The organism is Paraburkholderia diazotrophica, from assembly GCF_900108945.1.
Taxonomy (GTDB): domain Bacteria; phylum Pseudomonadota; class Gammaproteobacteria; order Burkholderiales; family Burkholderiaceae; genus Paraburkholderia; species Paraburkholderia diazotrophica.
Genome location: NZ_FNYE01000009.1, coordinates 161603 through 185180, shown reverse-complemented (window position 1 = coordinate 185180; position 23578 = coordinate 161603). Strand labels below are relative to the sequence as shown.

At 63.8% G+C, this 23578-nt stretch carries 19 protein-coding genes; 5 read left to right on the top strand and 14 right to left on the bottom strand.

The genetic code is table 11. From position 1 onward, the window contains the following. Window positions 1-3 precede the first annotated feature (3 nt). Window positions 4-546: a c-type cytochrome gene (locus BMW76_RS14470; protein WP_245763226.1), complete on the bottom strand. Its 543-nt coding sequence runs from the start codon at window positions 544-546 to the stop codon at window positions 4-6. A gap of 86 nt (window positions 547-632) precedes the next feature. After that, window positions 633-2366: a pyrroloquinoline quinone-dependent dehydrogenase gene (locus BMW76_RS14465; protein ID WP_090865994.1), complete on the bottom strand. Its 1734-nt coding sequence runs from the start codon at window positions 2364-2366 to the stop codon at window positions 633-635. A 751-nt stretch (window positions 2367-3117) separates the two neighbouring features. Between BMW76_RS14465 and BMW76_RS14460 the strand changes: the two genes are divergently transcribed. After that, window positions 3118-4284, top strand: a complete 1167-nt coding sequence (locus BMW76_RS14460) for a porin (RefSeq protein ID WP_090865992.1) — start codon at window positions 3118-3120, stop codon at window positions 4282-4284. A gap of 107 nt (window positions 4285-4391) precedes the next feature. Continuing rightward, a complete protein-coding gene (locus tag BMW76_RS14455; RefSeq protein WP_090865990.1) occupies window positions 4392-5075 on the top strand; it encodes an HAD family hydrolase in 684 nt (227 codons plus the stop codon). Between the two features lie 105 nt (window positions 5076-5180). Here BMW76_RS14455 and BMW76_RS14450 read toward each other — a convergent pair whose 3' ends face one another. Both BMW76_RS14450 and BMW76_RS41860 read right to left on the bottom strand, forming a co-directional pair. Beyond that, window positions 5181-6647, bottom strand: coding sequence for an HDOD domain-containing protein (locus tag BMW76_RS14450; protein WP_090865989.1), 1467 nt, complete (start codon window positions 6645-6647; stop codon window positions 5181-5183). A gap of 367 nt (window positions 6648-7014) precedes the next feature. Continuing rightward, window positions 7015-7563 carry a hypothetical protein gene (locus BMW76_RS41860; protein WP_245763225.1) on the bottom strand — a complete coding sequence of 183 codons (549 nt, stop codon included), beginning with the start codon at window positions 7561-7563 and terminating at the stop codon, window positions 7015-7017. Window positions 7564-7585: 22 nt separating this feature from the next. On the opposite strand from BMW76_RS41860, the gene BMW76_RS14440 reads away from it, so the two are divergent. Then, a complete protein-coding gene (locus BMW76_RS14440) occupies window positions 7586-8614 on the top strand; it encodes a helix-turn-helix transcriptional regulator (RefSeq protein ID WP_090865987.1) in 1029 nt (342 codons plus the stop codon). A gap of 24 nt (window positions 8615-8638) precedes the next feature. Here the strand turns inward: BMW76_RS14440 and BMW76_RS14435 are convergent, their stop codons facing one another. The 10 genes from BMW76_RS14435 to BMW76_RS14390 form a co-directional block, all read right to left on the bottom strand. Then, a complete protein-coding gene (locus BMW76_RS14435; RefSeq protein ID WP_090865986.1) occupies window positions 8639-9928 on the bottom strand; it encodes an MFS transporter in 1290 nt (429 codons plus the stop codon). A gap of 456 nt (window positions 9929-10384) precedes the next feature. Beyond that, window positions 10385-11506, bottom strand: coding sequence for a cytochrome D1 domain-containing protein (locus BMW76_RS14430; protein WP_245763224.1), 1122 nt, complete (start codon window positions 11504-11506; stop codon window positions 10385-10387). 189 nt (window positions 11507-11695) lie between these two features. Further along, on the bottom strand, window positions 11696-12211 hold the full coding sequence (locus BMW76_RS14425) for a DUF3280 domain-containing protein (protein WP_245763223.1): 516 nt from the start codon (window positions 12209-12211) through the stop codon (window positions 11696-11698). A gap of 232 nt (window positions 12212-12443) precedes the next feature. Then, the gene (locus tag BMW76_RS14420) at window positions 12444-12632 is read right to left on the bottom strand and encodes a hypothetical protein (protein ID WP_090865983.1); all 189 of its coding nucleotides are present in this window, start codon (window positions 12630-12632) and stop codon (window positions 12444-12446) included. Window positions 12633-12766: 134 nt separating this feature from the next. Beyond that, complete coding sequence (locus BMW76_RS14415; RefSeq protein WP_090865975.1) at window positions 12767-14233, bottom strand: heavy metal sensor histidine kinase; 1467 nt, start codon at window positions 14231-14233, stop codon at window positions 12767-12769. Then, the gene (locus BMW76_RS14410) at window positions 14230-14916 is read right to left on the bottom strand and encodes a heavy metal response regulator transcription factor (protein WP_090865974.1); all 687 of its coding nucleotides are present in this window, start codon (window positions 14914-14916) and stop codon (window positions 14230-14232) included. Before BMW76_RS14410 ends, BMW76_RS14415 begins: the two co-directional genes overlap by 4 nt. Beyond that, entirely contained in the window at window positions 14913-16493 is a 1581-nt protein-coding gene (locus BMW76_RS14405) for an efflux transporter outer membrane subunit (protein ID WP_245763231.1), read from the bottom strand. Before BMW76_RS14405 ends, BMW76_RS14410 begins: the two co-directional genes overlap by 4 nt. Before the next feature lie 41 nt (window positions 16494-16534). Continuing rightward, entirely contained in the window at window positions 16535-17770 is a 1236-nt protein-coding gene (locus tag BMW76_RS14400; RefSeq protein ID WP_090865973.1) for an efflux RND transporter periplasmic adaptor subunit, read from the bottom strand. Then, on the bottom strand, window positions 17763-21014 hold the full coding sequence (locus tag BMW76_RS14395) for an efflux RND transporter permease subunit (RefSeq protein ID WP_090865972.1): 3252 nt from the start codon (window positions 21012-21014) through the stop codon (window positions 17763-17765). The genes BMW76_RS14400 and BMW76_RS14395 overlap by 8 nt, the downstream gene beginning before the upstream one ends. Before the next feature lie 637 nt (window positions 21015-21651). Then, entirely contained in the window at window positions 21652-21960 is a 309-nt protein-coding gene (locus tag BMW76_RS14390; RefSeq protein ID WP_090865970.1) for a DUF4148 domain-containing protein, read from the bottom strand. A 327-nt stretch (window positions 21961-22287) separates the two neighbouring features. Between BMW76_RS14390 and BMW76_RS14385 the strand changes: the two genes are divergently transcribed. Next, window positions 22288-22530 (top strand): ribonuclease H family protein, encoded by a 243-nt coding sequence (locus tag BMW76_RS14385; protein WP_090865968.1) that lies wholly within the window; start codon window positions 22288-22290, stop codon window positions 22528-22530. Between the two features lie 75 nt (window positions 22531-22605). Beyond that, window positions 22606-23127 (top strand): hypothetical protein, encoded by a 522-nt coding sequence (locus BMW76_RS14380; RefSeq protein ID WP_090865966.1) that lies wholly within the window; start codon window positions 22606-22608, stop codon window positions 23125-23127. Window positions 23128-23578: the final 451 nt, after the last annotated feature.

The window sequence follows — 23578 nt, the reverse complement described above, 5'->3', positions numbered from 1 at the left end:
GCGCTACTGCAGATTCGCAATGTAACTGGCGAGGTTACGGATATCGTCGTCGGTCAGATTGCGCGTGACGCTCGCCATATTGCCCGCGTCATTGGTGCGGGTGTGCGAGCGAAAGTCCTGCAACTGCTTGACGATGTACTGATACTGCTGACCCGCGACGCGCGGTATCTCGTTCTGTCCGGAGAAGCCACCCAGATGGCACATCGTGCAGAGTACCTCGGCCGACTTCTTCGACCCTGCCGCAACGGCCGCGCCATCCGCCTTGAACGCGATCGGCGCGGGCTTTTGCGCGGCGAAATAGTCGGCGAGATCCTGCATATCGTCGCGCGACAGGTTCGCGGCCATCGGCGACATGCGCGGGTCCTTGCGGCGTCCGTCCTTGAAGTCCTTAAGCTGGAGGTACATGTATCGCGCGGTCTGCCCCGCGAGAACGGGATACTGCGGGTCGGTCGAATTGCCCATCGGCCCATGACACGCCACGCACGTTTGCGCCTTCGTCTTGCCGGCTTCGGCATCCGCATGCGCATCGGTGAGCGGCCACAGCATGCCGCTCACGCCAAACAGGACGGCGCACGCGCGACGCGCCAGGCACCCGCCGCGCCGCGCGAACGGAACCTCCCGCGCGCCCCTCATCACGGCAGCGCGAAGACAAGCACGGTGTTGCCGCGCTTGTAGTCGAGTTGCGTATTGCCGCCCGCCGCGACGGCAATGTACTGCTTGCCGTGCACGCTATACGACACGGCCGGCGCATTCACGCCCGCTCCGCACTGGAACTCCCACAGCTTCTTGCCTGTCGATGCGTCGAACGCGCGGAACAGGCCATTGCCCTCGCCGTTGAACACGAGACCGCCCGCCGTCGCGAGCACGCCGCCGATCAGCGGTTGCGCCGTCTTGAAGTCCCACACGACCTTGCCCGTGTCGACGTTGACGGCCGACAGCTTGCCCCATTGCTCTTCGGACGGAATCACCTTGAACGCGCCGCCGAGCCACAGCTTGCTGCCGCCCGGATAAGGCGTCTCTTCAACCTGATACGTCATCGGCTGATGCAGGTTGGCCGCGTACGCCAGACGCGTTTGCGGGTCGAACGCCATCGGCGACCATTCGACGCCGCCGTTCGCGCCCGGCAGCATCCGCGCGCCTTGCGGCGTCGGCAGCGTCCACATGTTCTCCTGCGGAATCATGGCCTGCGAATAACGGATCAGGCGCCCCGTCGCGCGATCGTGCACATACACGTGCCCCGTCTTGCCCGCATGGATCACGCCCGGAATCATCTTGCCGTTGGTATCGCGCACGTCGATCAGGATCGGCGAACTGACGGCGTCGAGGTCCCACACGTCGTGCGGCACATACTGGAAGTGCCATTTGTATTGGCCCGTTTCCAGATCGATCGCGACGAGCGAATCGGTATACAGGTTGTCTCCCGGCCGGATCGCGCCATACAGGTCAGGCGACGGATTGCCGACGACGAAGAACATCGTATGCGTCTTGCGGTCGATAGCAGGCGCCATCCATACGCCGCCGCCGAGCGTCTTGTAGAAGTCGCCGCCCTTATCCGCGAGCTGCTTCTTCTCGGCGTCGATATCGCGATGCTCGTCGCGCCCCGTTGCGTCCTTCGTCGCCCATACGCCTTCGTGGCCCTTTTCCGGAATCGTATAGAACGTCCACAGCAATTGACCGGAGTTCGCATCGAACGCCTTCACGAAACCGCGAATGCCGTATTCGCCGCCGTTCGTGCCGATCAGCACCTTGCCGTCGACGACGACGGGCGCCATCGTTTCCGAATAGCCGAGATCGGGATCGGCGATCTGGCTTTGCCACAGCACGTTGCCCGTCTTCGCATCGAGCGCGACCAGCTTGGAATCGAGCGTGCCCATGTAGAGCCTGTCACCGGAAATGGCCACGCCGCGATTGTTGGGCCCGCAACAGAATGTCGTCACGGAACCCATCTTGTGCTTGTAGTGCCAGAATTCCTTGCCCGTGACGGCATCCAGCGCGTACACGTGATTGAACGATGTCGTGATGAACATGATGCCGTTTTTCACGATCGGCGCCGTTTCCATCGACTCGTTGACAGCCGTCTGGAAGATGAAGACGGGCCTCAGCTTCGACACATTCGACTTGTTGATCTGCGTGCCGGGATAGAACCGTGTCTGCGCATACGATCCGTTCGAATGCAGCCAGTCGGATGAATTGCTGGCCGCGCCGTCGAGCTGCGCCTGATCGACGGACTGGAACGTCGAAGGCACGGGCGCCGAGGTCGTGGTCGCGGCGTTCTGCACTTCGTCGGCGCCATGCGAGGCAACGGGCGCGAGCGCTGCGACGAGCAAGGGAACGAAGACGGCGAAGTACCGGGGCGATGTGGGCATGAGCGTCTCCTCCGCTTTTTATTGCTTGAGAATTGCGGGCGCTCGAATGCGTCGTTCTTCCACACCTGAAACGGCGTGCACAGGCACGATCGCGCAACCCTTTTCAAACAACAAAAGCTTAAAAATTAAAAGCGTTGATTGCTTCGTCGGAACGGTCGGCTGCGCAAAATCAGGGGGAGAACCGTGACGCCTTTTCTCGCCCCGGAGGCCGGCTCTATTAAGCCTAGGCCAAGCGATGCGGATTTACCAGGCGCATATGAAACTTGCGTTTCGTTGCGCCGCAATAGAACTTCGATTCACATATGAGGATTCCGACTGAATGCGCGCGCAGCGAATTACGGCGGCACAGGTAGCCGTTCTTTGGTAGGCCATTGCGAGCTCTGTGGACAAAAGACTACAGCTCGCTCGTCAGCGTTTACTGCTCGCTAACGAGCCAATATATTCGCCTCGCTATAGCCATACGGGCAGATCCCCGGATCGGTTCGGCGCTCTATTCATCCCTCCGCTCCCACCCGCGGCGGTCTCACGGCGCGCCGCTCCAGCAGGTACACACAGGCATCGAGACAAATCGTCGTGCGCGCGCATGAGGCCCTCGCACGGCCCGACGTTTCGATCCCGTGCATGCAGTCGATGCGGTCAACGCGGATATGACAATCGAAGCGGATAACAAAGCGGCAGCACATTCTCATCACCGACATCACGCGTATTTCGTCAGTCGGGACGCGTGCGTCCACAACAAGAAGGAAGAAGAATGAAGAAGACCCTCCTGGCCGTCGCGGCCCTCGGGTGTTTCGCCACGGCAGCGCACGCGCAAAGCAGCGTCGCGCTGTACGGGCTGATCGATGCGGGTATCACGTATGCGAACAAGGTGGCGACCTCGACGGGACACGACAGCGTCGTCAAATACGGCGACGGTGTCGCTTCGGGCAGCCGTTGGGGCCTGCGCGGCGCTGAAGACCTGGGCGGCGGAATGAAGGCGCTGTTCGTGTTGGAGAGCGGCTTCAGCAGCGGCGACGGCACGTCGGGCCAGGGCGGCGCGTTGTTCGGCCGGCAAGCGTTCGTCGGCGTGTCGAAGGACGGCATCGGCGCGCTGTCGTTCGGTCGCCAGTATTCGTTCTCGACGGAGTACATCGGCGGCAGCTACACGATGGGCAGTCAGACGCCTGCCGGCAACTACGCGTACCACATCAACGATCTCGACCAGCTGGTGTCGAGCCGCATCAACAACTCGATCAAGTTCAGCAGCGCGAACTTCGCGGGTCTGACGTTCGGCGCAATGTACGGCTTCTCGAACTCGACGCTGTTCGCCGGCACGCCGACGACGACCGTGGGCACGACGACGACGCAAGGCTCGTCGAGCGCGTACAGCTTCGGCGCCAACTACGCACAGGGACCGTTCGGCATCGGCGCGGCATATACGAACATCCGTTATCCGAACGGCGCAACGCCTGCATTCAGCGTGAGCATCGCAAACATCAACACGGGCGGACTGCGCGATCTGGAGACGTTCGGCGTCGGCGCGCGCTACACGATCGCCGCTGCCCTCGTGTGGGCGAACTGGACGCACACGAAGTTCGAGCCGCTCACGGGCGCATCGTCGAAGCTGAACAACTACGAAATCGGCGGCCGGTACGCGTTTACGCCGGCGCTCTCGGCAGGGCTCGGCTATACGTTCTCGAAGCTCGACGACCGGTTCGAAGGCAAGTGGCATCAGATCAACAGCGCCGTCGACTACGCACTGTCCAAGCGCACCGATGTCTACGTGCTCGCGATCTATCAGAAGGCGTCGGGCAGCAACACCGTCGCAGGGCGCAACGTGCCCGTGCAGGCGGAGATCGGCTCGTCGTCATCGTTCATCGGCAATGCGGGCGCGAACACGCAGTTCGTGACGCGCATCGGCCTGCGCCACAAGTTCTGATCGTTCGATGCGGCCGCTGCGCCCACGCGGCGTGCGGCCGCTTTTGCAGCGGACTGTCCCGACTCGCGGTACCCTTGCGGGTTTTCACCGACCCACAAGGGACAACGATGTCTGCTTTTCCGTTTGATGCCGTGCTATTCGACTGCGACGGCGTGCTCGTCGACTCGGAGACGATTACCACCGCCGTGCTCGCGACGATGCTCGGCGAGCTTGGCTGGCATCTGAGCCTCGACGACGCGATGGCGATCTTCATCGGCAAGACGGTCATGGACGAAGCGCCGCTGATCGAAGAGAAAACGGGCGTCAGGATCACGACGGCATGGATCGAATCATTCCGCGCACGGCGCAATGCCGCACTCGAACGCGATGTCACGGCGATCGAGGGCATCGCCGCGACGGTCGGCGCACTGCACGCGCGGCTCGACGGACGCATCGCCGTCGCATCGGGCGCCGATCGCCACAAGGTGCGCCTGCAACTGGCGAAAATCGGCGTGCTCGATCACTTCGAAGGGCGCATCTTCAGCGGCCATGAAACGCCGCGCAACAAGCCGCATCCGGACGTGTATCTCGCGGCGGCGGCAGGTCTGGGTGTCGATCCGTCGCGCTGCGCGGTGATCGAAGACACGGTGACGGGCGCCACGGCTGGCCGTGCGGCGGGCGCGACCGTGTTCGGCTACAGCCCCGGCGAGAAAGGTCATAGCTCGAAACAGGCATTGCGCGCAGCCGGTGTCGCCGACGTGTTCGAAGACATGGCGCAATTGCCGGCGCTGCTCGCTGGCTGGGCCCGCTGATTTGCGCTAACGGTTCATCGCGCGCCGAATGCGCGCATCGGCAAAGGGATGCGAGGCCACTGCATTCGCAAACCGTCGATCACGCGCATCGCGGCCAGCGCGCGCTCAAAGCATGTCGACAGCTTCGAGGTTGGCGCCGGAAAAAAACCGGCTCAACTCACGCGTCAGCTCGTTGAGAATGGCCATCTCCGGTTGCGTGATCTTGTGCAAGGGCTGCGTCTGCGTCCAGTCGCCGTACAGAAGCGCGACCGTCGTGTCCTTCGCCTTCACGGGCAGCAGCACGAACGCCCGGGCGTCGGCGAGATGCGCCTTGAACCAGTCCGGCAAGCGCGCCTCCATCCGCGGTTCGCGCGCGTTCTCGATGAAGATGCCCACCGGGTTCGCAATCGCAAGATGAAACACGTCGGGCTGAAACCCCGCGCCGAAGTTCAGCGTCGGCAGCATGTGCTCCATGTCGTGTCCGAAACCGATGCGCGCGTGATACCGCGCGTCGGCCTGGCGCACGAACACGAGCGTGCGCGAAAGCGAGAGTCCTGCCAGAACCGCTTCGGAAGCGAGCGTCAGCACGGGCGCGAGCGTCTTGCTGGACGGCAGCGCGCGCAGGTCTTCGAGACCCGCGCTCAGGCGCGCATGCGCGGAGTTGCCGGTGCTCACGATCGCATCGGCGTGCGCGCGCAGTTCGGCGATTTCCTGCATCAGGCCTTCGCTGCTCTCTTCGTCGATCAACGCGGCGCTCAGCGCTTCGAGCCTCGGCGCATCGACCTTAAGCTCGTCGCTGTAGCGGACGGCAAGCTCGGTGAGCAAGGCTTCCAGGCCGTCGCCCGGTTCGTGGGCCGCGAGTGCGTTGGCCGCTTCCGTCGAATAGCTGTTGACGGCCCGCAGCCAGCGCACATGGTCCGACGCAGGCTCGTTGGACGGCGCGCCGAGCGACTGCATGCCGGCGAAAATCGTCTCCGGCAGACGCCAGCGGCGCGCGGCCTCCGCGCCGATGTCCTCGAAGCTCACGCCGAGCTGGCGCACGCACGCTTCGCTGTCGTCGATCTTTTCGCTCTCAGCCGTGCGGCGCAACTGCTCCCACTTGCCCTCCAGATAGAACGCGACCAGCAGTCTGCCGATCTGCCGCATCAGCGTGCAGACGACGGCCTCTTCGGCGATGCGCAGATCGACGCCCTCCGTGATGCACCGCGCGACCGTCCCGCACAGCAGCGCGCGGTTGAGCTCGAGCTTCGCGTCGATCCGATGTGGCACGCTTTGATGAAAGTGATCGACGATCTTCATTCCGACGACGAGATGGCCGACGGTATCCATGCCGAGCACCATCAGCGCGCGGGTCACGGTCGTGATGTTGCCGCCGAACGCGACATACATCGCCGAATTGGCAAGGCGCAGCACCTTTTGCGTGAGGCCGACGTCCGAGAGGACGACCTGCACGAGCGACGTGAAATCGAGGTTGTCGTCGCTCATCGCCGAAACGGTCGAGCGCAGCGCCTGCGACAGCAACGGGAAATCGCCGCGCTCGCTCATGCGGACCCACAATTTTTCGAGCAATTCTGATTTGACGACAGCGGACATCGGATGGGAGCTGGAAATCGGATACGTTGAAGACAGCAGCGGCAGGCGTGATTAAAACACAACCCGCCGTCCGTCATCGCGCGACGTACGCGCGAAACGCTGCAAGTCGCCGATTTGTGATGCGATTTCGCATCATTTGACAGTTGCTGGCGTGCTCTTCCCGACCGTCGCGACGGAATCAGGCGCCAGACTCGGCGTGCCCGTCGGGCGGCCGAGGCGCCCGCATCATGAGCGATGAAGCACTCGTGCCGCTATGTGACGACGCGGCGAAACGAGGCGAGATGAGATCGAAAGGTGCCGGCGCGCCGACGCAGCACGCGCGCGGCTCAGGTAGCGCGCTTCATCCCGTACGGCGAAGAAAATGCGCTCAGGCAGCCGTCTGGCGCGACCGGTACAGCATTTCGCGCTCGAGCAGATCCAGCAAGCCGATGATCCGCTGTCGTTGCGTCGCCACCAGATCGTGCGTCTGCGTCAGCGCGCGCAGGCGCTTGCCCCAGTATTCGAAGTCGAGCTGGGACGTGTCGTCTGCTGCTGTGCGGCGAACCACGTACTGCACCATCCGTTCGAGATGATCCAGTTCCACGTCCGCCAGGCTGGCCGACTTTCGTGACGCGACATCTGCCGCGCCTTCCGCTTTCGTGATCGTCATAGAGCCCCCGCTCTTCACCCCGTATGCCGTCAGACGGGTCGCGCTCGACTGTCCTCGGCGACAGCGGGGCTGCGCAGCCGCGCCCACGATGCCTCGATCGAAATCGAGGCAACGCCGCGCGACCCGTCCGGCCTTTTTTCTTTCAACGATAGCGCGACTTTTGAGAATGGCTTTACCATGCGTCTCAGTTCTCTGCAGCATCCATAGAAATTCCGGTGGCCCGTTGCGAGCGTCGATATAAGCGTCGATATAAGCGTCGAATCGCAACGCAGCACCGCCGCACCGAACCATGACCCAGCGCCCCGATCCGCACCGGCCGTCGCCCGAGGCCGAACCGCATACCTCGCTGCTGATCGACCGCTTCAGCACGCGCGCGCTCGCGCCCGATCAGCAGGTGCTGGCCTGGCGCACGCGGGTCGGACATGTGGTCGACGTGCCGCCTTCGCGGCAACAGCTGACGCAAGGGTTCGGCGCGCACATCGACCGCTACAGGGTCGGCGGCGCCCTCTTCACCGATTCGCAAACCGGCGCAATGGTGCTCGAACGCTCGATCGCGCGCGTCTCCACGGACACGCGCCGCGACTACGCGTTTCATCTGTACCTGGAAGGCGAGACGGGCCGCATCTCGGGCATGCACCGCAAACGCAGCGAGGCCGATTCGGTGCATGGCATCGTGGCGATGGACCTGAATCAGCCGTTTCGCGTCGAACGCCCCGCGTGCCGCGTGCTGACGCTGTTCGTGCCCCAGCATGCGATCGACGCGGGCCTGTCGGACGGCGAGTCGATCCACGGCCGGACCTTGCCGTTCGGCGCGCCGCTTGCCTGTGCGGCGCGCGATCATCTCGCCGTCGTAGCGGCAACGATTCGTGACGCGCAGCCCGAAGAAGCGGCGCGCGCGCTCGAAACGGGCGCCCAGTTGCTGATCGCCGCGTTCCGGCAGGACGCGACGCTGACGGGCGCGGGACGCGCCGCACTGCAGGCCGCCGTGCTCGCGCGGGTGCGGCGCTTCGTCGACGCGAATCTTCATCGGCCCGATCTGTCGCCCGCGAGCGTCGTGCAGACGCTGCAACTCAAGCGCGCGACGATCTATCGCTGGTTCGAGCACGAAGGCGGGCTGGGCGCGTACATACGCAACCAGAGGCTGCGCGAAGCTGCCAATGAACTCGTGCGCTTCCCGCAGCTTCAGGTGATGGACATCGCCTATGGGCTGGGATTCAACAGCGCGTCGGACTTCACGCGCGCGTTTCGCCGCGCATTCGACATGAGCCCGCAGGACTTGCGCACCCGCGCGCGCTCGCTGCAACGCGCGCGCGAGTGAGCGGCGCGCGTGGCGCGGCTGCCGTCATCGGCGTGTCGAGGCCGCTTGCGCGTGTTCGGGAAAGCGCGTCAGACCGGCTAGCGAGAGCGTCATCGCCGCGATCAGATACCACGCGGGCACCATCGGATTGCCCGTCGCGTCGATGAGCCACGTGACGATCAACGGCGAGAAGCCGCCGAACACCACCACGCCGACGCTGTAGATCACGGCGAGTCCCGCTGCGCGTCGGTGGCGCGGGAAAGCCTCCATCATCAGGACGGAGCCGGCGCCCGCGTTGTTCAGCGCGAACGCGACGAAGGCGGTGATGATGAGCAGCGCGGCGATATCGCTTGCACCGTCGAGCAGCGCCCGAAACACGGGCCATGCCGCCGCGATCGACACCGCGAGCGTCGCGTATTGCAGTGTCTTGCGGCTCGCGAGCCGGTCGGCCATGCGCGCGACGAGCGGCGTGATGACGAGAATCACGAGCCCGGAGATGCAGCCCGTCAGCAGACTGATCGCGGCGGGCCGGTGCAGCGTGCGCACGAGATACGACGGCATGTAGAACACCGTCACGTAGATGCTGACGGTGGGCGCGGCCATCATCAGGACGCCCCAGAAGAGCGGCCGCGCGTGTTCGGTGAAGAGGCGCGCCGACAGTCGCTCGCGCGCGGCCGGCGTTTCGGCGGCAGCCATCCGGCTGCGCAGATACCAGCCGACGGGTCCGATAAAGCCGCCCAGCACGAACGGGATGCGCCATCCCCAGGCCTGCATCGCCTCGTGCGACAGCAGCGCCGTGGCGCATGCGCCGATCAGCGCCGCCGCGAATGCCGCCGCGCCCTGGCTCGCGCCGCGCCAGCTGACCATGAAGCAACGATGCCGATAGGCAACCGACTCCATCAGCGACGCCGATGCCGGTCCGATTTCGCCGCCCGCGGCGAGCCCCTGCATCAGCCGCGCGGTGACGATCAGCACGGTCGATATGGGCCCGATCGTCGCGTACGTCGGCAGACAGGCGATCATCCACGTGCCGACGGTCATCAGGGCCAGCGATACGATCATGCCTGCGCGGCGGCCGCGGTTATCGGCGATATGGCCGATCATCAGCGCGCCGAGCGGACGCATGACGAAGCCCGCGCCGAACGTCGCAAGCGACAGCAGAAGCGATGAAGCGGGGTTCGCCGATGGAAAGAACAGACTGCCGATCAACGCGGCTGAGAAGCTGTAGACCGTGAAATCGTAGGCGACGAAGCCGTTGCCGATCACGATGGCGGCGATGGTCTTTGGGTCGAGGTGAGCGGCCTGGCGAGCCGGCTGGTCTTCGGGGCGAGGCATGAGTGGAGTCGCAGGTGCTGGAGATGCGTAACTGCGTTAACGGCTGTGTTGCGCAGGACTTTAGCAGCCGCGGTAGTACCTCCGATGGATTGCCCCTTCGATTACGTTCGACGGTGGGTTAGAACTGCATCGTCGCCTGGGCTCCAAGCGTCACGCGCGCGGTGGGGAAGGCGGCTGGTTTGTAGAGCGGTGTGCCTGAGCTCAACCGGCTACGTACTTGAAGCCGAAATTTCTCAGGATCAATTTCCGTACGTATCCGTCGATCGCGAGTCCTGGCTAACTGGCATTTGACCGTCCGCTGATTGGCATCCAATTTCGCACCGCGAGTGTCGACCCCGAATCGATACCCCCCATCCATTCCTCGAAGAACAACAAAAAAGCCCACCTAAAGTGAAGGCGGGCTAACTCGAACAGGGCAACGCTCAATCCACCTCAACCCACCACCCAAACCACCCCTCACCTTGAATCGATCGACCCCTGGCTCGGCGGCGACGTCACGATGCCCCACGCCAACGGCAAATCGCCGATCTGGCCGAGCGTCTGATAATTGTTCTTCGCATCGAGCACATAAACGGCATTCGAGCGACCGCACGCCATCAGCACTTTCGAGCCATCCGGCGTGAACGTGAAGTGCCAGCAGCGCTGGCCGACGGGTGCGTCCTTCACGTGCTCGTAGGTCTTCGCATCGAACACCTGCAAGGTCTTGTCGCGCGCGGCGGCGATCAGCAGATGCTTGCCGGACGGATCGAATGCGACGCCGTACGGTCCGAGCTTCGTACCGACTGTTTTTACGGTCTTCAGCGTCGCCGCATCGAGCACGACGAACTTGCTGGTGTTCTCCAGCGTGACGACATAGTGCTTGCCATCCGGTGTCGACTTGATACCGCGCGGCCGCGAGCCCTTGTCGAGTTTCACGGTGCGCACGGGCGCGCCGTTGCCCGTCCGATACACCGATACGGTATCGTCGCCCTCGTTGGTGACGAGCAGCTCGCGCCCGTCCGGCGAGAACTCGACGCCTTCCGTTTCGTGCCCGCTCTTCACCGAGCGGACCACCTTCATCGTCTTCAGATCGACGATGGCGACTTCGGCGGGCGGACTGTTTGCGTCGTCGTCGTCGTCGTGGCCTTTGCCCGCCTGGCCCTCGGGCTTGCCTTCCGGCTTACCTTCCGGCTTACCCTCAGGTTTGCCCTCGGGCTTTCCTTCCGGCTTGCCTGCTCCCTGAGCCTGCGGCGGCGGCCCGCTTTCACCGGGCTCGTAGGTCACGTATGCGTATCCGCGATGCACGCGCACGAACTCAGGGTTCTTTCCGATCTTCACTCGCGCGACGATCTTGTCCGTCGACGTATCGATCGCCGACAAGTCGCCCGTCTTGTTCGCGACCAGCAGCCGGCGGCCATCCGTCGTGAGGCTCAGCCCGCGCGGACCGTCGCTGCCCAGGCCGATCGTCTTCGTCAGCGTCATCTGGTCGAGGTCGATCACGCCGACGCCGTTCGTCTCGCTCGTCACATACGCGGTTGCCGCGAACGCCTGCTGGGCACCCGCGCCGAGCAATACGGCGAGCGCGACGGATGCCGCCATGCGTGTACGTCTTGTGCAATGCATCGATGTCTCCTGCGGTTGGTTGTTCGACGGGCCCGTTTGGGTCATTCAGGCCATCTGCGTTTTGCCGCAAGGGCGAATTCACCCACGCTCAAGTTAGCGCATCGCGCGGCCGGATGACAGCGCGGGCGCCGGGAGTTTTTCCCGAAATCGATGTGCGTGCGATGTTCAATGCGCCGCGTCCGGATCGGCGGCGAGCAGGCCGACGAGGGCATCCGTGCCGCGCCGCCAGGACTGATCGGTATTGCCGCGCATGTCGACCGAGCGTTGAAACACGATCTGTCCGCTCGCCGTATCTTCGATGCGCAAGTTGATGTTGAGAATCAGATTGCTGACTTTCTGCACCCAGCACACGCCGACGCGCTGAACGCCCAGCCGACGGCCAATCTCCAGTTCGCAGCCGTTGCATGCATTGAGGCTCTGCGTCGACTTGAATCCATCGATAAGCAACGCGGCCTGCCGATTGTCGGCGACCTTATAGAGCCCCTGCTGCTCCACCTGCGAGCGCAACCGTTCGCTGATCATCGCGGCACGCGCCTGCTCGGCTTGCACGGCGCCCAGCTCGCTGTATTGCGCGTTGTCGTCGATCACCGCGCAGTCGAGCAACGCCGCCGTGCGAGGCGCGGCGAACACTGTCACCGAAACGGTACAGAATGCGGCGCCGGCAGCAAACGCGTGGAGCAATGCGCGCGCTTTCCTTCGCCATCCGACGCGGGAAACGAGAGAGTCGCGAACGGTCAACGCAGAGAATCCTCCACGATCGGAGCGCCATGTGGAAAGCGCGACAGAAAGCGCGAAAAGCAGCGCGCCGGCAACGCCCGCCTGGGCCGGGCGACGATCGTGAAGCAGATACCGGGCCCGGATGCAACGCCCAGATGCAAGGCTTGTGATTACCTCGCGAGAGCAGCCGCCTGGCCTACGCTTCCACGCTGGAGTGGGACGCGGCCTGCGCGGCCGCTTCGGCGGCGAGCGCCTTGCCGACCTCGTCGGCGAATCGCTGCAAGGAGGAAAGCGGCCCGCACACGCTGTGATAGGACTGGCTGCCGATCTGCGCGTCGAGCAGCACCTGCATGCCGGACTTCTTTGCCATTTCGATCAGATCCACACTGCCCCCTTGCCGGATACAAAACTGGACGCGATAACCCAGCGTAACCGGTCAATCTGACCGTCATTCGGTCGAACAGAGGCCAATGATGAGATCAATTTACCTGTTCGCGCGACACACGTCACGGCGACACTTCACGGCGACTTGAGCGGCGCGGACGCGGACGCGATGGTCCGCGAAGCCACAGGCGCTTCCTTCTCGACGACATCGGTTTTCGGAGAGCGCGCCCTGTCGACGCTCCTGATCGAAAAGCCGAACGTGTTCACGCCGTCCAGGCTGTGCGCGAACACGAACCCGCCATGCATTTCGGCGACAGCCTTGACGATCGCAAGGCCCAGCCCGTGATTCTCGCGGCTGTTCGTGCGCGAAAGCTCGGCACGGTAAAAGCGGTCGAACACGTGATCGAGCACATCGGGCAAAATCGGCTCGCCCGGATTGGCGACGGCGATCCACACGCGGCCCGCTTCGCGCGAAATCGTGACCGCGATCGACGATCCCGGCGTGCAATGATGAATCGCGTTGATCAGCAGATTCGCGCAAGCCCGCCCAAACAGCGAGCGATTCACGCGCGCCACGGCATCGCCGTGCAGTTCGGCCAGCACCTGCGCCTCCTCCATCGGCATTTCGAGGAACTCGACGGTCCGCGCAATTTCCGCCGCGAGCGACACTTCGACCAGTTCCGTGGCCCGCTCGCCCTGATCGGCGCGCGCGAGAAACAGCATGTCGTTGATGATGTCGCGCATCCGCTCGAACTCTTCGAGGTTCGATTGCAGCGTGCGGCGCAAATCGTCGACGGAACGGTTGCGCGTCAGTGCGACCTGCGTCTGTCCGATCAGGATCGTCACGGGCGTGCGCAGTTCGTGCGCGACGTCTGCGTTGAACGATTCGAGGCGCACGTAGGCTTCATCGAGCCGTTCGAGCGCGCCATTGAACGAATGCGCGAGATCGTTCAACTCATACGGCAGCTCGGTCGTGCGCAGACGTTGCGAGCGATTATCGGCGCTCACTTCCGACGCATCGACAGTCAGCCGGCGCAACGGCGCGAGGCCGATGCGCGTGACCCAATAGCTCAACAGCGAAGCGCCGATCGCGCCCAATGCGGACAGCGCCGCGAGCGCCAGACTAAACTCGCGCAATGCCCGCTCGGCCGGCGCATAGCTGGTCGCCACCTGCAACTGCACCTGCGGACGCTCGCCGTTCGGCACGAGCGTCAGCGTGCGGGTCAGCAGGTCGTGGCCCGTGCCGTTGTCGGCGACGCGCGCATAGCCCCCCGGCCATTGCGCGACGACCCTGCCCGTCACGGGATGTCCGTAGTTGAAGAGCGGCGCGGCGCTCGAAATCGAATAGACGCTCGTGCCGTCGCGCGGCGTCATGTCAGTGAGCTTTTCCTGTGCGAAGCGCCACTTGTCGCGATTGATCGCGTGATGCACGATGATGCGCGCGACCTCGGTGCGGCTATCGAGCGACTCGCGCAGCCGCTGCTCCAGTTGCGAGCGGAGCACGAGAAAGAGCCCCGTGTCGACCAGCGTGAAAACGGTCAGAGCGACGAGTGCGAACAGCAACGCAAGACGCCGCCCAATCGAACGGTTCGAGCGAATCATGATGCCTCTGCTTCCTCGCGCACTTCGAGCACATAGCCCATGCCGCGCATCGTATGCAGCAGCTTGGTGGGAAACGGGCCGTCGAGTTTCGCACGCAGCCGCTTGATGGCCGTCTCGACGACGTTCGTGTGGCTGTCGAAGTTCACGTCCCAGACCAGTTCGGTGATCATCGCTTTCGACAGGATATCGCCTTGCCGACGCGCGAGCACGCTAAGCAACTGGAACTCCTTCGCGGTCAGATCGAGCCGCACGCCGCCGCGCGTCGCGCGCCTGCCGATCAGATCGACATACAGATCGCCGATGCAGATCAGCGTCGACTCCTGCACGCGCGTACGCCGTGCAAGCGCATGCAGACGCTCGACCAGTTCGAGAAACGAAAAGGGTTTCGTCAGATAGTCGTCGGCGCCTTCGCGCAGGCCGCGCACGCGGTCGTTCACGTGATCGCGCGCGGTGAGCATGATGACGGGCGTCGACTTGCGCATGCGCAGCGCCTTCAGCACGCTGATGCCGTCGCGCTTGGGCAGCATCACGTCGAGCACGATGATGTCGTAGTCGAACTCGGACGCGAGATGCAGGCCCTCTTCGCCGTCGAGCGCGACGTCGACCACCCAGCCCTGTTCCGTCAGGCCGCGACGCAGATAATCGACGACCTTGAATTCATCCTCCACGATGAGCAGCTTCATGGGCGCTCCTCTCTCTTCTCTCGATCATTATAAGTAGGCTTTCCAAACGTGTTGAGCCCGGTGCCTATGTCACCCTTCATCCGGCATGACGTCTGCCGATGCGCATCCGTTCGCGTCAGTCCGGCGCGCGCGGCGGATGGCGCGAGATTGTTCGCCGCATCGGCGGGCGCGGGCTGCGCGCCTGTCTCCTGCACGTCCCATCCGCCGCCCAGCGCCTTCACGAGCGCGACGGATGTCGTCATCTGCTGTCCGTGAATCTGCACGTCCTGGCGCTGGCTCGTCAGCAGCGACTGCTGCGCGGTGATCACGTCGAGATAGGCGACGAGCCCGCCCGAATAGCGATCGTTGGCGAGCGAGAGCAGGCGCTGCGCATCGGCGACGGCATCGCGCGACTGCGCGGCGGCGCTGTCGAGCACGGACAGCCCCGTGATGCCGTCCTGCACCTGCTGGAACGCGGTGAGCACGGACTGCCGGTAATTCGCCTGCGCGGCCTGATAACCGGCGCTCGCAAAGTCGACGTTGGCCGCGCGCCGGCCGCCGTCGAACACGACCTGACTGAGCGCCGCGCCGAGCGACCACATGAGGCTCGGCGCGCTGATCAGATTCGCGAACTCGGTGCTCTGCCAGCCGATGCCGGGCGTCAGCGTCAGGCTCGGAAAGAACGCCGCCTTCGCGACGCCGATCTGCGCGTTGGCGGCCGCCATCGCGCGTTCCGCCGATGCAATATCGGGACGCCGCTGAAGCACATCGCTCGGCAGTCCGAGCGGAATCGTCGGCACGTGATAGTCGACCACCTTGGGCTCGATCGCAAACTGCGGCGCGGGCACCGCGACGAGCGCCGCGATCGCATGCTCGAACTGATCGCGCTGCGTCACGAGCAGTTGCGCCTGCACGCGTGTCTGATCGAGCAGCGACTTCTGCTGCAACACGTCGAGCCCCGAAACGGAACCGAGATCGTGCTCCGTCGTGACGTAATCGAGCGCCTTCTGTTGCAGTTGCACCGAACGGTTCAGCACGTCGATTTCCGCGTCGAGTTCGCGCAGCGAGAAATAATCGGTGGCGAGATCAGTGGAAAGCACGAGCCGCGCGTTCGCGAGATCGTCGCGCGACTGCTCCGCCGATGCCTGCGCGCCTTCCACTTCGCGACGTATGCGGCCGAACAGGTCGACGTCATAGTTGATCGTCGCGCCGAGCTGCAGATTGTTCTGCACCGTCGATTGATTCGGCGACGCGTAATTCGTCAGAGGCCGGTTTTTCGATGTTCTCTGGCGCGCCGCCGACGCCGACAGATCGACTTCGGGAACACGTTGCGCGCGCGTGTTGGCGAGCGTCGCGCGGGCCTGCGCATAATGCGCGCTGGCCGCGGCGAGCGTCTGGTTCTGCGCGAGCGCCTGCGTTTCGAGACCGTCGAGCGTCGCATCGCCGAATGACTTCCACCAGTCCGACGCGAGCGGCGCGTGCGAGGGCTGCGCGAGACGCCAGTACGAATCCGTGTGCCACGTGGGCGGCGCGTCCGTCAGCGGCGCCTTGTAGTCGGGGCCGATCGTGCACGCGCATAGCACGAGCGCAAGTGCCATCGTGCCGATCGTGCGGATACGCGCGGCGTGTACGAGCGTGTTCACGATGCCGCCTTACCCGTGGACTGCGACGGCGTCTGCGAACGCATCACTTCGACATGGTCGCCGTCGTTGATCGAATCGCTGGGGTTGATGATCACGCGGTCGTTCGGCTCGATGCCGCTTTCGATTTCGAGCGTTTGCCCAAGGTCCTGCGCGATCACGACCTTGCGCAGATGCACGACGCCATTGCTGTCCACAACGGCGAGCCGCGGACCTTCCGCGCGAAACAGCAGCGCATTGCCCGGCACCGTCAGTTGCGCGCGCGCGCCCGACGGCAGCGCCACCTGCACATAGGCGCCCGGCCGCAGCTTGCCATCCGGATTGCGCAACGTCACTTCGATTTGCAGCGAACGCGTGGTCACGTCGATCGCACCGGAGATGTTCGTGATGCGGCCATTGAACTGCTGCCCCGGCAACTCGGCCTGAGTCACGACGACGTCCTCGCCGACCTTGATGTTCTGCGCGTAGGCCTGCGGCAATTGCACATACACGCGCAACGGATCGGACTGCGCGAGCGCGAAGAGCGCGCGGCTCGTGCCGCTGCCCGCGTCGATCAGATCGCCGACATCGACGTTGCGCTGCGTAACCACGCCCGCGAACGGCGCGACGATCCGCTTGAAGCCTTCGAGCTGACGCAAGCGCTTCACGTTGGCCTCGGCGGCGGCGAGATTCGCGACGTCCTGCAGATACGTGCTTTGCCTCTCGTCGAGTTCCTGTTGCGAGACGGCATCGCGCTGACGCAATTGCTGCCAGCGCTCGAACGAACTCTTCGCGAGCCCGAGGCTCGACTGGATCTGATCGCGCTGCGCGACGGCCTGCGCGAGCTCCTGATCGATCTCGGGCGTATCGAGTTCGGCGAGCAGTTGCCCTTCCTTCACGCGCGCGCCGATGTCGGCGTACCAGTGCAGCAGATAACCCGTCGCCCGCGCATAGATCGGCGACTCGACATAGCCGCGCAGCGTGCCCGGCAACACCGTCACGTTGCTGCCGTCGTTGTCCTTCGGCGTGACGACATCGACATACTGCTTCGCGTTTTGCTGCGTCATCTGCACGACCGAGCGGTTTTGCATGATGTTCGCCACGACCGTGCGCAACGCGCCGATGGCGAGCAGAATCAGCACGACCAGGACGGCGATTTTCGCGCGCCGCCATTCGAGATGGCGTGGCGGCAGCGCGTGGCCGTCTTCCGTTTCGCGCGCGGGAATCGCTAGCGAAGAATGCGTCTTCTCAGTCATCTCGGCCGTCCGTCGTCGAGCTGTGTCCGTTTCCGTTTCGGTCGTGTCGCTGATCTCGTTCATGAGCGTCGCGGTCCTCTGATTGATTGTCGTGCTCGCGCCGTGCGTTGCGATGCGCGAGCCGGCTATGGATGCCCGCGAACAGCAGCGGCACGAAGAAAAGCGTCGACACCGTTGCGAACAGCAGCCCGCCGATCACCGCGCGCCCAAGCGGCGCGTTCTGTTCCGCGCCTTCGCCGAGTCCGAGCGCCATCGGAATCATGCCGATGATCATCGCGAATGCCGTCATCAGCACGGGTCTGATCCGGCTCGCGCCCGCTTCGAGTGCGGCCGTCAACGGCGGCGCGCCCGCCGTCAGACGCTGGCGCGCGAACGCGACCATCAGAATGCTGTTCGCCGTCGCGACACCCATCGTCATGATCGCGCCCGTCAACGCGGGCACGCTCAGATGCGTGCCCGTGAGGAACAGCATCCACACGATGCCCGCCAGCGCCGCCGGCAACGCGCTGACGATGATGAGGGGATCGATCCACGACTGGAAGTTCACGACGATCAGCAGATAGACGAGCACGATCGCCATCGCGACGCCGATGCCGAGCCCGAAATACGACGTGCGCATCGTCTGGACCTGACCGCGTATCGTGATGCCGCTGCCGCGCGGCAGCGACGCGCGCGCCTGATCGACGAGCTTCTGGACCTGCGCGTCGACGCCGCCGAGATCGCGCCCTTCCACGCTCACATACACGTCGATCACGGGACGGATGTTGTAATGCGTGACCATCGCGAACTGGGTCTGCGGCGAGACCTGCACGAGATTGCCGAGCAGTTGCGTCGGCGCGGTCGATGTCGCCGATACAGGCGTGCGCAGCAGTTGATCGACGGACGAGATCTGATATTGCGGCGTCTGCACGGCAACGTTGTATTCGACGCCGTTGCGCGGATTGAACCAGAATCCCGGCGACGTCTGCGTGCTGCCCGACAGCGAGACCAGCACGTTCTGCGCGACGTTGTTCGCGTTGAGATTGAGCTGCTGCATGCGCGTGCGGTCCATCTGCAGACTGATGACGGGCTCGTCGAGCTTTTGCTGGATGTGCGCATCGACGGCGCCCGGAATCGTGCGAATCTGCTTCAACAGCTTTCGCGCAGTCTCGAGATTGCCTTCCTGATTCGACCCGACGATCTGCACGTCGATCGCGGCGGGCAAACCGAAGTTGAGAATCTGCGTGACGATATCGGCGGGCTGAAAGAAGAACTCGGTGCCGGGAAAACGTTGCGGCAACAACGCGCGCAAACGGTCGATATAGCCGAGGCTCGGCTTGTGGTCCTCGTTCAGCGCGAGCAGGATTTCGCCGTCGAGCGTGCCGATGGTGCCCGCATTGCTGTACGAAAGATTGATGCCGCTATACGGCAGGCCCAGATTGTCGAGCACGGTGCCCAGTTCGTTCGCGGGAATGACCTCGCGCACCACCTTCTCGACCTCGTCCGCCAGCCGCGCCGTTTCTTCGATCCGCGTGCCCGTCGGCGCGCGCATGTGCAAACGTATCTGGCCCGCGTCGACGCGCGGAAAGAAGTCCTCGCCGAGCACGAGCGCGAGGCCCAGCGAGAGCACGCAGAACGCGAGGAACATCGAGCCGAACAACCGGCGTCGCACAAGCAGACTGCTCAGGACCATGATGTACGCCGCACGCATCGTCTCGAACCTGGAGTCGAAGCGGCGGTACAGGCGCATGAACAGATTCGGCCTGGCATGCGGGTCGCGCTTGTGCGCGTGGCCCATCAGCAGCATTGCGAGCGTCGGCACCAGCGTTCTCGACAGCACATACGATGCGAGCATCGCGAACACGACGGCTTCCGCGAGCGGCACGAACAGATAGCGCGCGACGCCCGTCAGGAAGAACATCGGCACGAACACGATGCAGATGCACAGCGTCGACACGAGCGCGGGAATCGCGATCTCGCCCGCGCCGTCGAGAATCGCATCATGCAGATTCGTGCCCATATGCAGATGGCGCTCGATGTTCTCGATCGTGACCGTCGCGTCGTCGACCAGGATGCCGACCGCGAGCGCGAGACCGCCCAGCGTCATGATGTTGATCGTCTGCCCGAGCGCATGCAGCGCGATCAGCGAAGTGAGGATCGAAAGTGGAATCGAAATGGCGATGATGCAGGTGCTGCGCCAGTTGCCGAGAAAAAGCAGAATCATCGCGGCCGTCAGCGCGGCGGCGATCACGGCTTCGCGCACCACGCCGCGAATCGCGGCCTTCACGAACACCGACTGATCGAACAGCGGCGTGACCTTGAGATCGGGCGGCAGCGCCGCTGTCGCATTCGGCAGAAGCGCATGCAACGCGTTGACGATCGAAAGCGTCGATGCGCTGCCCGTCTTCAGGATCGAAATGAGCACGCCACGCCGGCCGTTTTCGCGCACGACGTTTGTCTGCGGAGAAAAGCCGTCGCGCACATGCGCGACTTCGCGCAGATAAGTCGTCGCGCCGTTCACCGTGCGCACGGGAATTTCGTTCAGGCCCGCGACCGTCGTCGGCGAACCGTTCATGTTGATCGTGTATTCCTTTGGCCCGATCTTCGCGGTGCCCGTCGGCAGGATCAGGTTCTGCGCGTTGACCGCGTTGACGACATCGAGAGGCGTCAGCCCTTTCGCGAGCATCGCGCGCGTGTCGAGATCGACGGAGATCAGGCGCGTCTTGCCGCCATACGGATACGGCACGGCAGCGCCCGGAATCGTGACGAGCTGCGGACGCAGGAAGTTGAGCGCCGTGTCGTTGAGGTCCTGCTCGGAGAGCCGCGTGCTCGACAGGCCCAGTTGAATCACGGGAATGCTCGAAGCCGAATAGCTGATCACGAGCGGCGGCGTCGCGCCCGGCGGCATCTGCTTCAGCTGCGCCTGCTCGACGGCGACCGTTTGCGCGATCGCCGTCTGGATGTTCGCGTTCGGCTGCAGGAACAACTTGATGATCGCGATGCCCGCGAGCGATTGCGACTCGATGTGCTCGATGTCGTTGACCGTCGTCGTCAGGCTGCGCTCGTTGACGGACGTAATGCGATTGGCCATGTCCTCGGCGGACAGGCCGGTGTAGTTCCAGATGATGCTGACGACGGGGATGTTGATTTCGGGCAGCACGTCGACTGGCGTCGTGAACAACACGAAGGGCGTCGCCAGCACGATCAGGATGGCCATCACGATGAACGTGTACGGCCGCTTCAATGCGAGATTGACGATCCACATACAGGCCTGGGTATCCGTTATGAACGCGCGATGGTGACGTCCGGCAGCGGCGTCACTTTTCTCTGCGCGTCCGCGGCAACCTGGTGTTCATGCTAGTGCGTAAGCCCCAACAAACCGATGACGCGAAAATGGCGGTTCTGCCATGTTCGGGAGATGAGATCTTTCGGGTGCAAACGAAAGGCCGACAAACAGAAAGCAACGTCGCGGGAATTGCGGTGGACGTTGGAGTTCGTGCTCGACAGATCGAGTGAGGACAGTTCGATGACGCGTGGCTACACCTGTGCGTGCTGGCTGATCGACTGGGATCGCTACACATCGCGGCGAATAAAACCGCTAGATGTGTGCTTCAAAAAGTGTGTGCTTCAAAAAGCGCACAGACCACGAAGGTCTGTGCGAAGCCATCGAAGGAGCCCGACGGCGGAGGTATTCGACATGTCAGGCCCGCTATCGTGTTCTCACGCGCGTTGTCGCATGCGTTCTCACCGTGCTTTCACGCGTGTTCTCACGCGTGTCGTTACGCTATAGCGAGCCCTTTTCTAAACGATGCCGCGCGGACGGGCCGCGCGTTCAAGGCAGCGATGATTCAGCGACGACAGGATGCGATCGCTGTCCTTTCGGACGCTTGCGCAAGCCCATGTCAGGGACGGTTGTACATCGCGTTCCAGTCGGCCTGCGACACAGCCGGGCGGTCTGCAGCCGCCGAGCCGCTCGTCACGCCGCCGACGCCCGTCGCGGCATTCTGCGCTGCCACTTTGGCTTCGGCAGCCTGGATGTCGGCGGGGTAATGCGGATCTTCGCCACGTGACGGGTTGTAGCCGGCCTTTTCGAGCTGGATCAGCTCGGCACGCACCTGTGCACGCGTGACGGGCTGGTTCGACTGCGCGAACGCGGCGACGGGAGCGGCAAGTGCAGCGGCAACGACAACGGCTTGAATCAGGGACTTCATGACTACCTCCAGACTTTGCTTCGGTCTTTTACGAACAGCCTTGTTCGTAATCAGTGACGACAGTCTAGGTATGTAACCGCTTAAGATTAAGACGGTTGCGAGGAAAGGATTGTTGTCGCGAGCGGGTTAACCCTCTGATTTGAAGCGTGCTGTCGTGGCCGTCGATTCGCAACGGCTGATTCACGGCGAACGGGCGGCTCGCTTTCCGATGAACGCGGCGCAGCGCATTGGGTCAGGCGCGGGATTTGCGCCCGACCCGATGCGCTGTCTGATTCGAAGTTCGCGCAATGCGTCACGACAGCGTTTCTTTGGCTACCGGGAGGCAACATGCAAACGGAAGACGTTACTGAGTACCGTGGTTGCGTGATCCGGCCGGTCGTTACGGCCGCGGAAGGCGGTCGCTATGCGGCCGCAGCCATCGTCACGGACCGCGACGGAGAGACGCGGACGCTCGGCGTCGACGGTAATTTCGCCGAATCGCAGGAGGCTCGCGATCAGGCGATGGAACTCGCGATCGCATGGATTCAACGACGCAACATCGTGTCGGACCACTACGTGAGACGCGGGTGATGCAAGCGCGGCCGCTTCCCTGTCGGGCGCGTGGGCATGACACCACCTCAGCGATGAGCGAAGGAATTGCGGATCATGCCCACGCGCGATGAGATCTCGCTGTATCGCGCCGCCGAACGGGCGGTGGTCGCGCTATACGACGGCGGCGTGCTGTCGCCGGCTGTGCTCGAGCGCGTGTTGACCGCATTCATCGGCGCGAAGGCGAACTGGAACGCCGAGCCCCAGCTTCGCTCGGCCGATGATCATACGTTGCACGAGATCGTCGCGATGACGATGATGCCAGGACGCGCGCCGCGCAATGCCGCGCGCGATTTTGCGCAGGTCATCGCGCATATCGGATCGGCCGGCACGAGTGGTGAATCAGCATCCGATGCCGGCGCATTATCCGCGCATACGAACGAGGACGAAGAAGGCGAGGCGCCAGAACACGACGACACGTTGGAGCAACAGCTCGGCGCAGCCAGACGGAGTCCGCCGAAGCGATCGAAACAGCGCGCTCGGCCCGCAAGCGGTCGTGCCGCCGAGGCGCCCGCTGATTCTCCAGCGCCCAAAGGCTTCAATCCGTTTTTGAATGCGAAGCCACCGCGCAAACGCTGAATTGTCGAATGGCCCTTAAGAACGGAATGCGCTTCGCTGATTGACGAGCAACGTTCCCCTCTCGTGCGGTGCGGGAATGGATTCAGGAATGCAGCATGCGGACGTTCTCCAACTGCCGGGAGTCGGAGAACCGCAATGAAACGTACATACGCAACACGTGTCGCGGCGATTGCCTGGATCGGCGTCGCATCTTCATCTTCGATAGCCGCTGCACCTGTCGCCGCCGCGCCTGTCGATCTGGCTCAGACGGGGCGATCGGCAGGCACCGAAGGCGGCGCGGGAGCCGCCGGACAAAAGGGCACACCGGCCGGGCAGCTGAGCAAAGAAGAAGACGCCCGGCGCAAGCAGGAACGAAGCGGTTCGAAACCAGGCGCGCGCGCGTCTGCTGCTTCCGCTGTGCCTTCGACTTCAAACGGCCAGCATCAATGATGCGGCCACTCGGCGCGCGCCG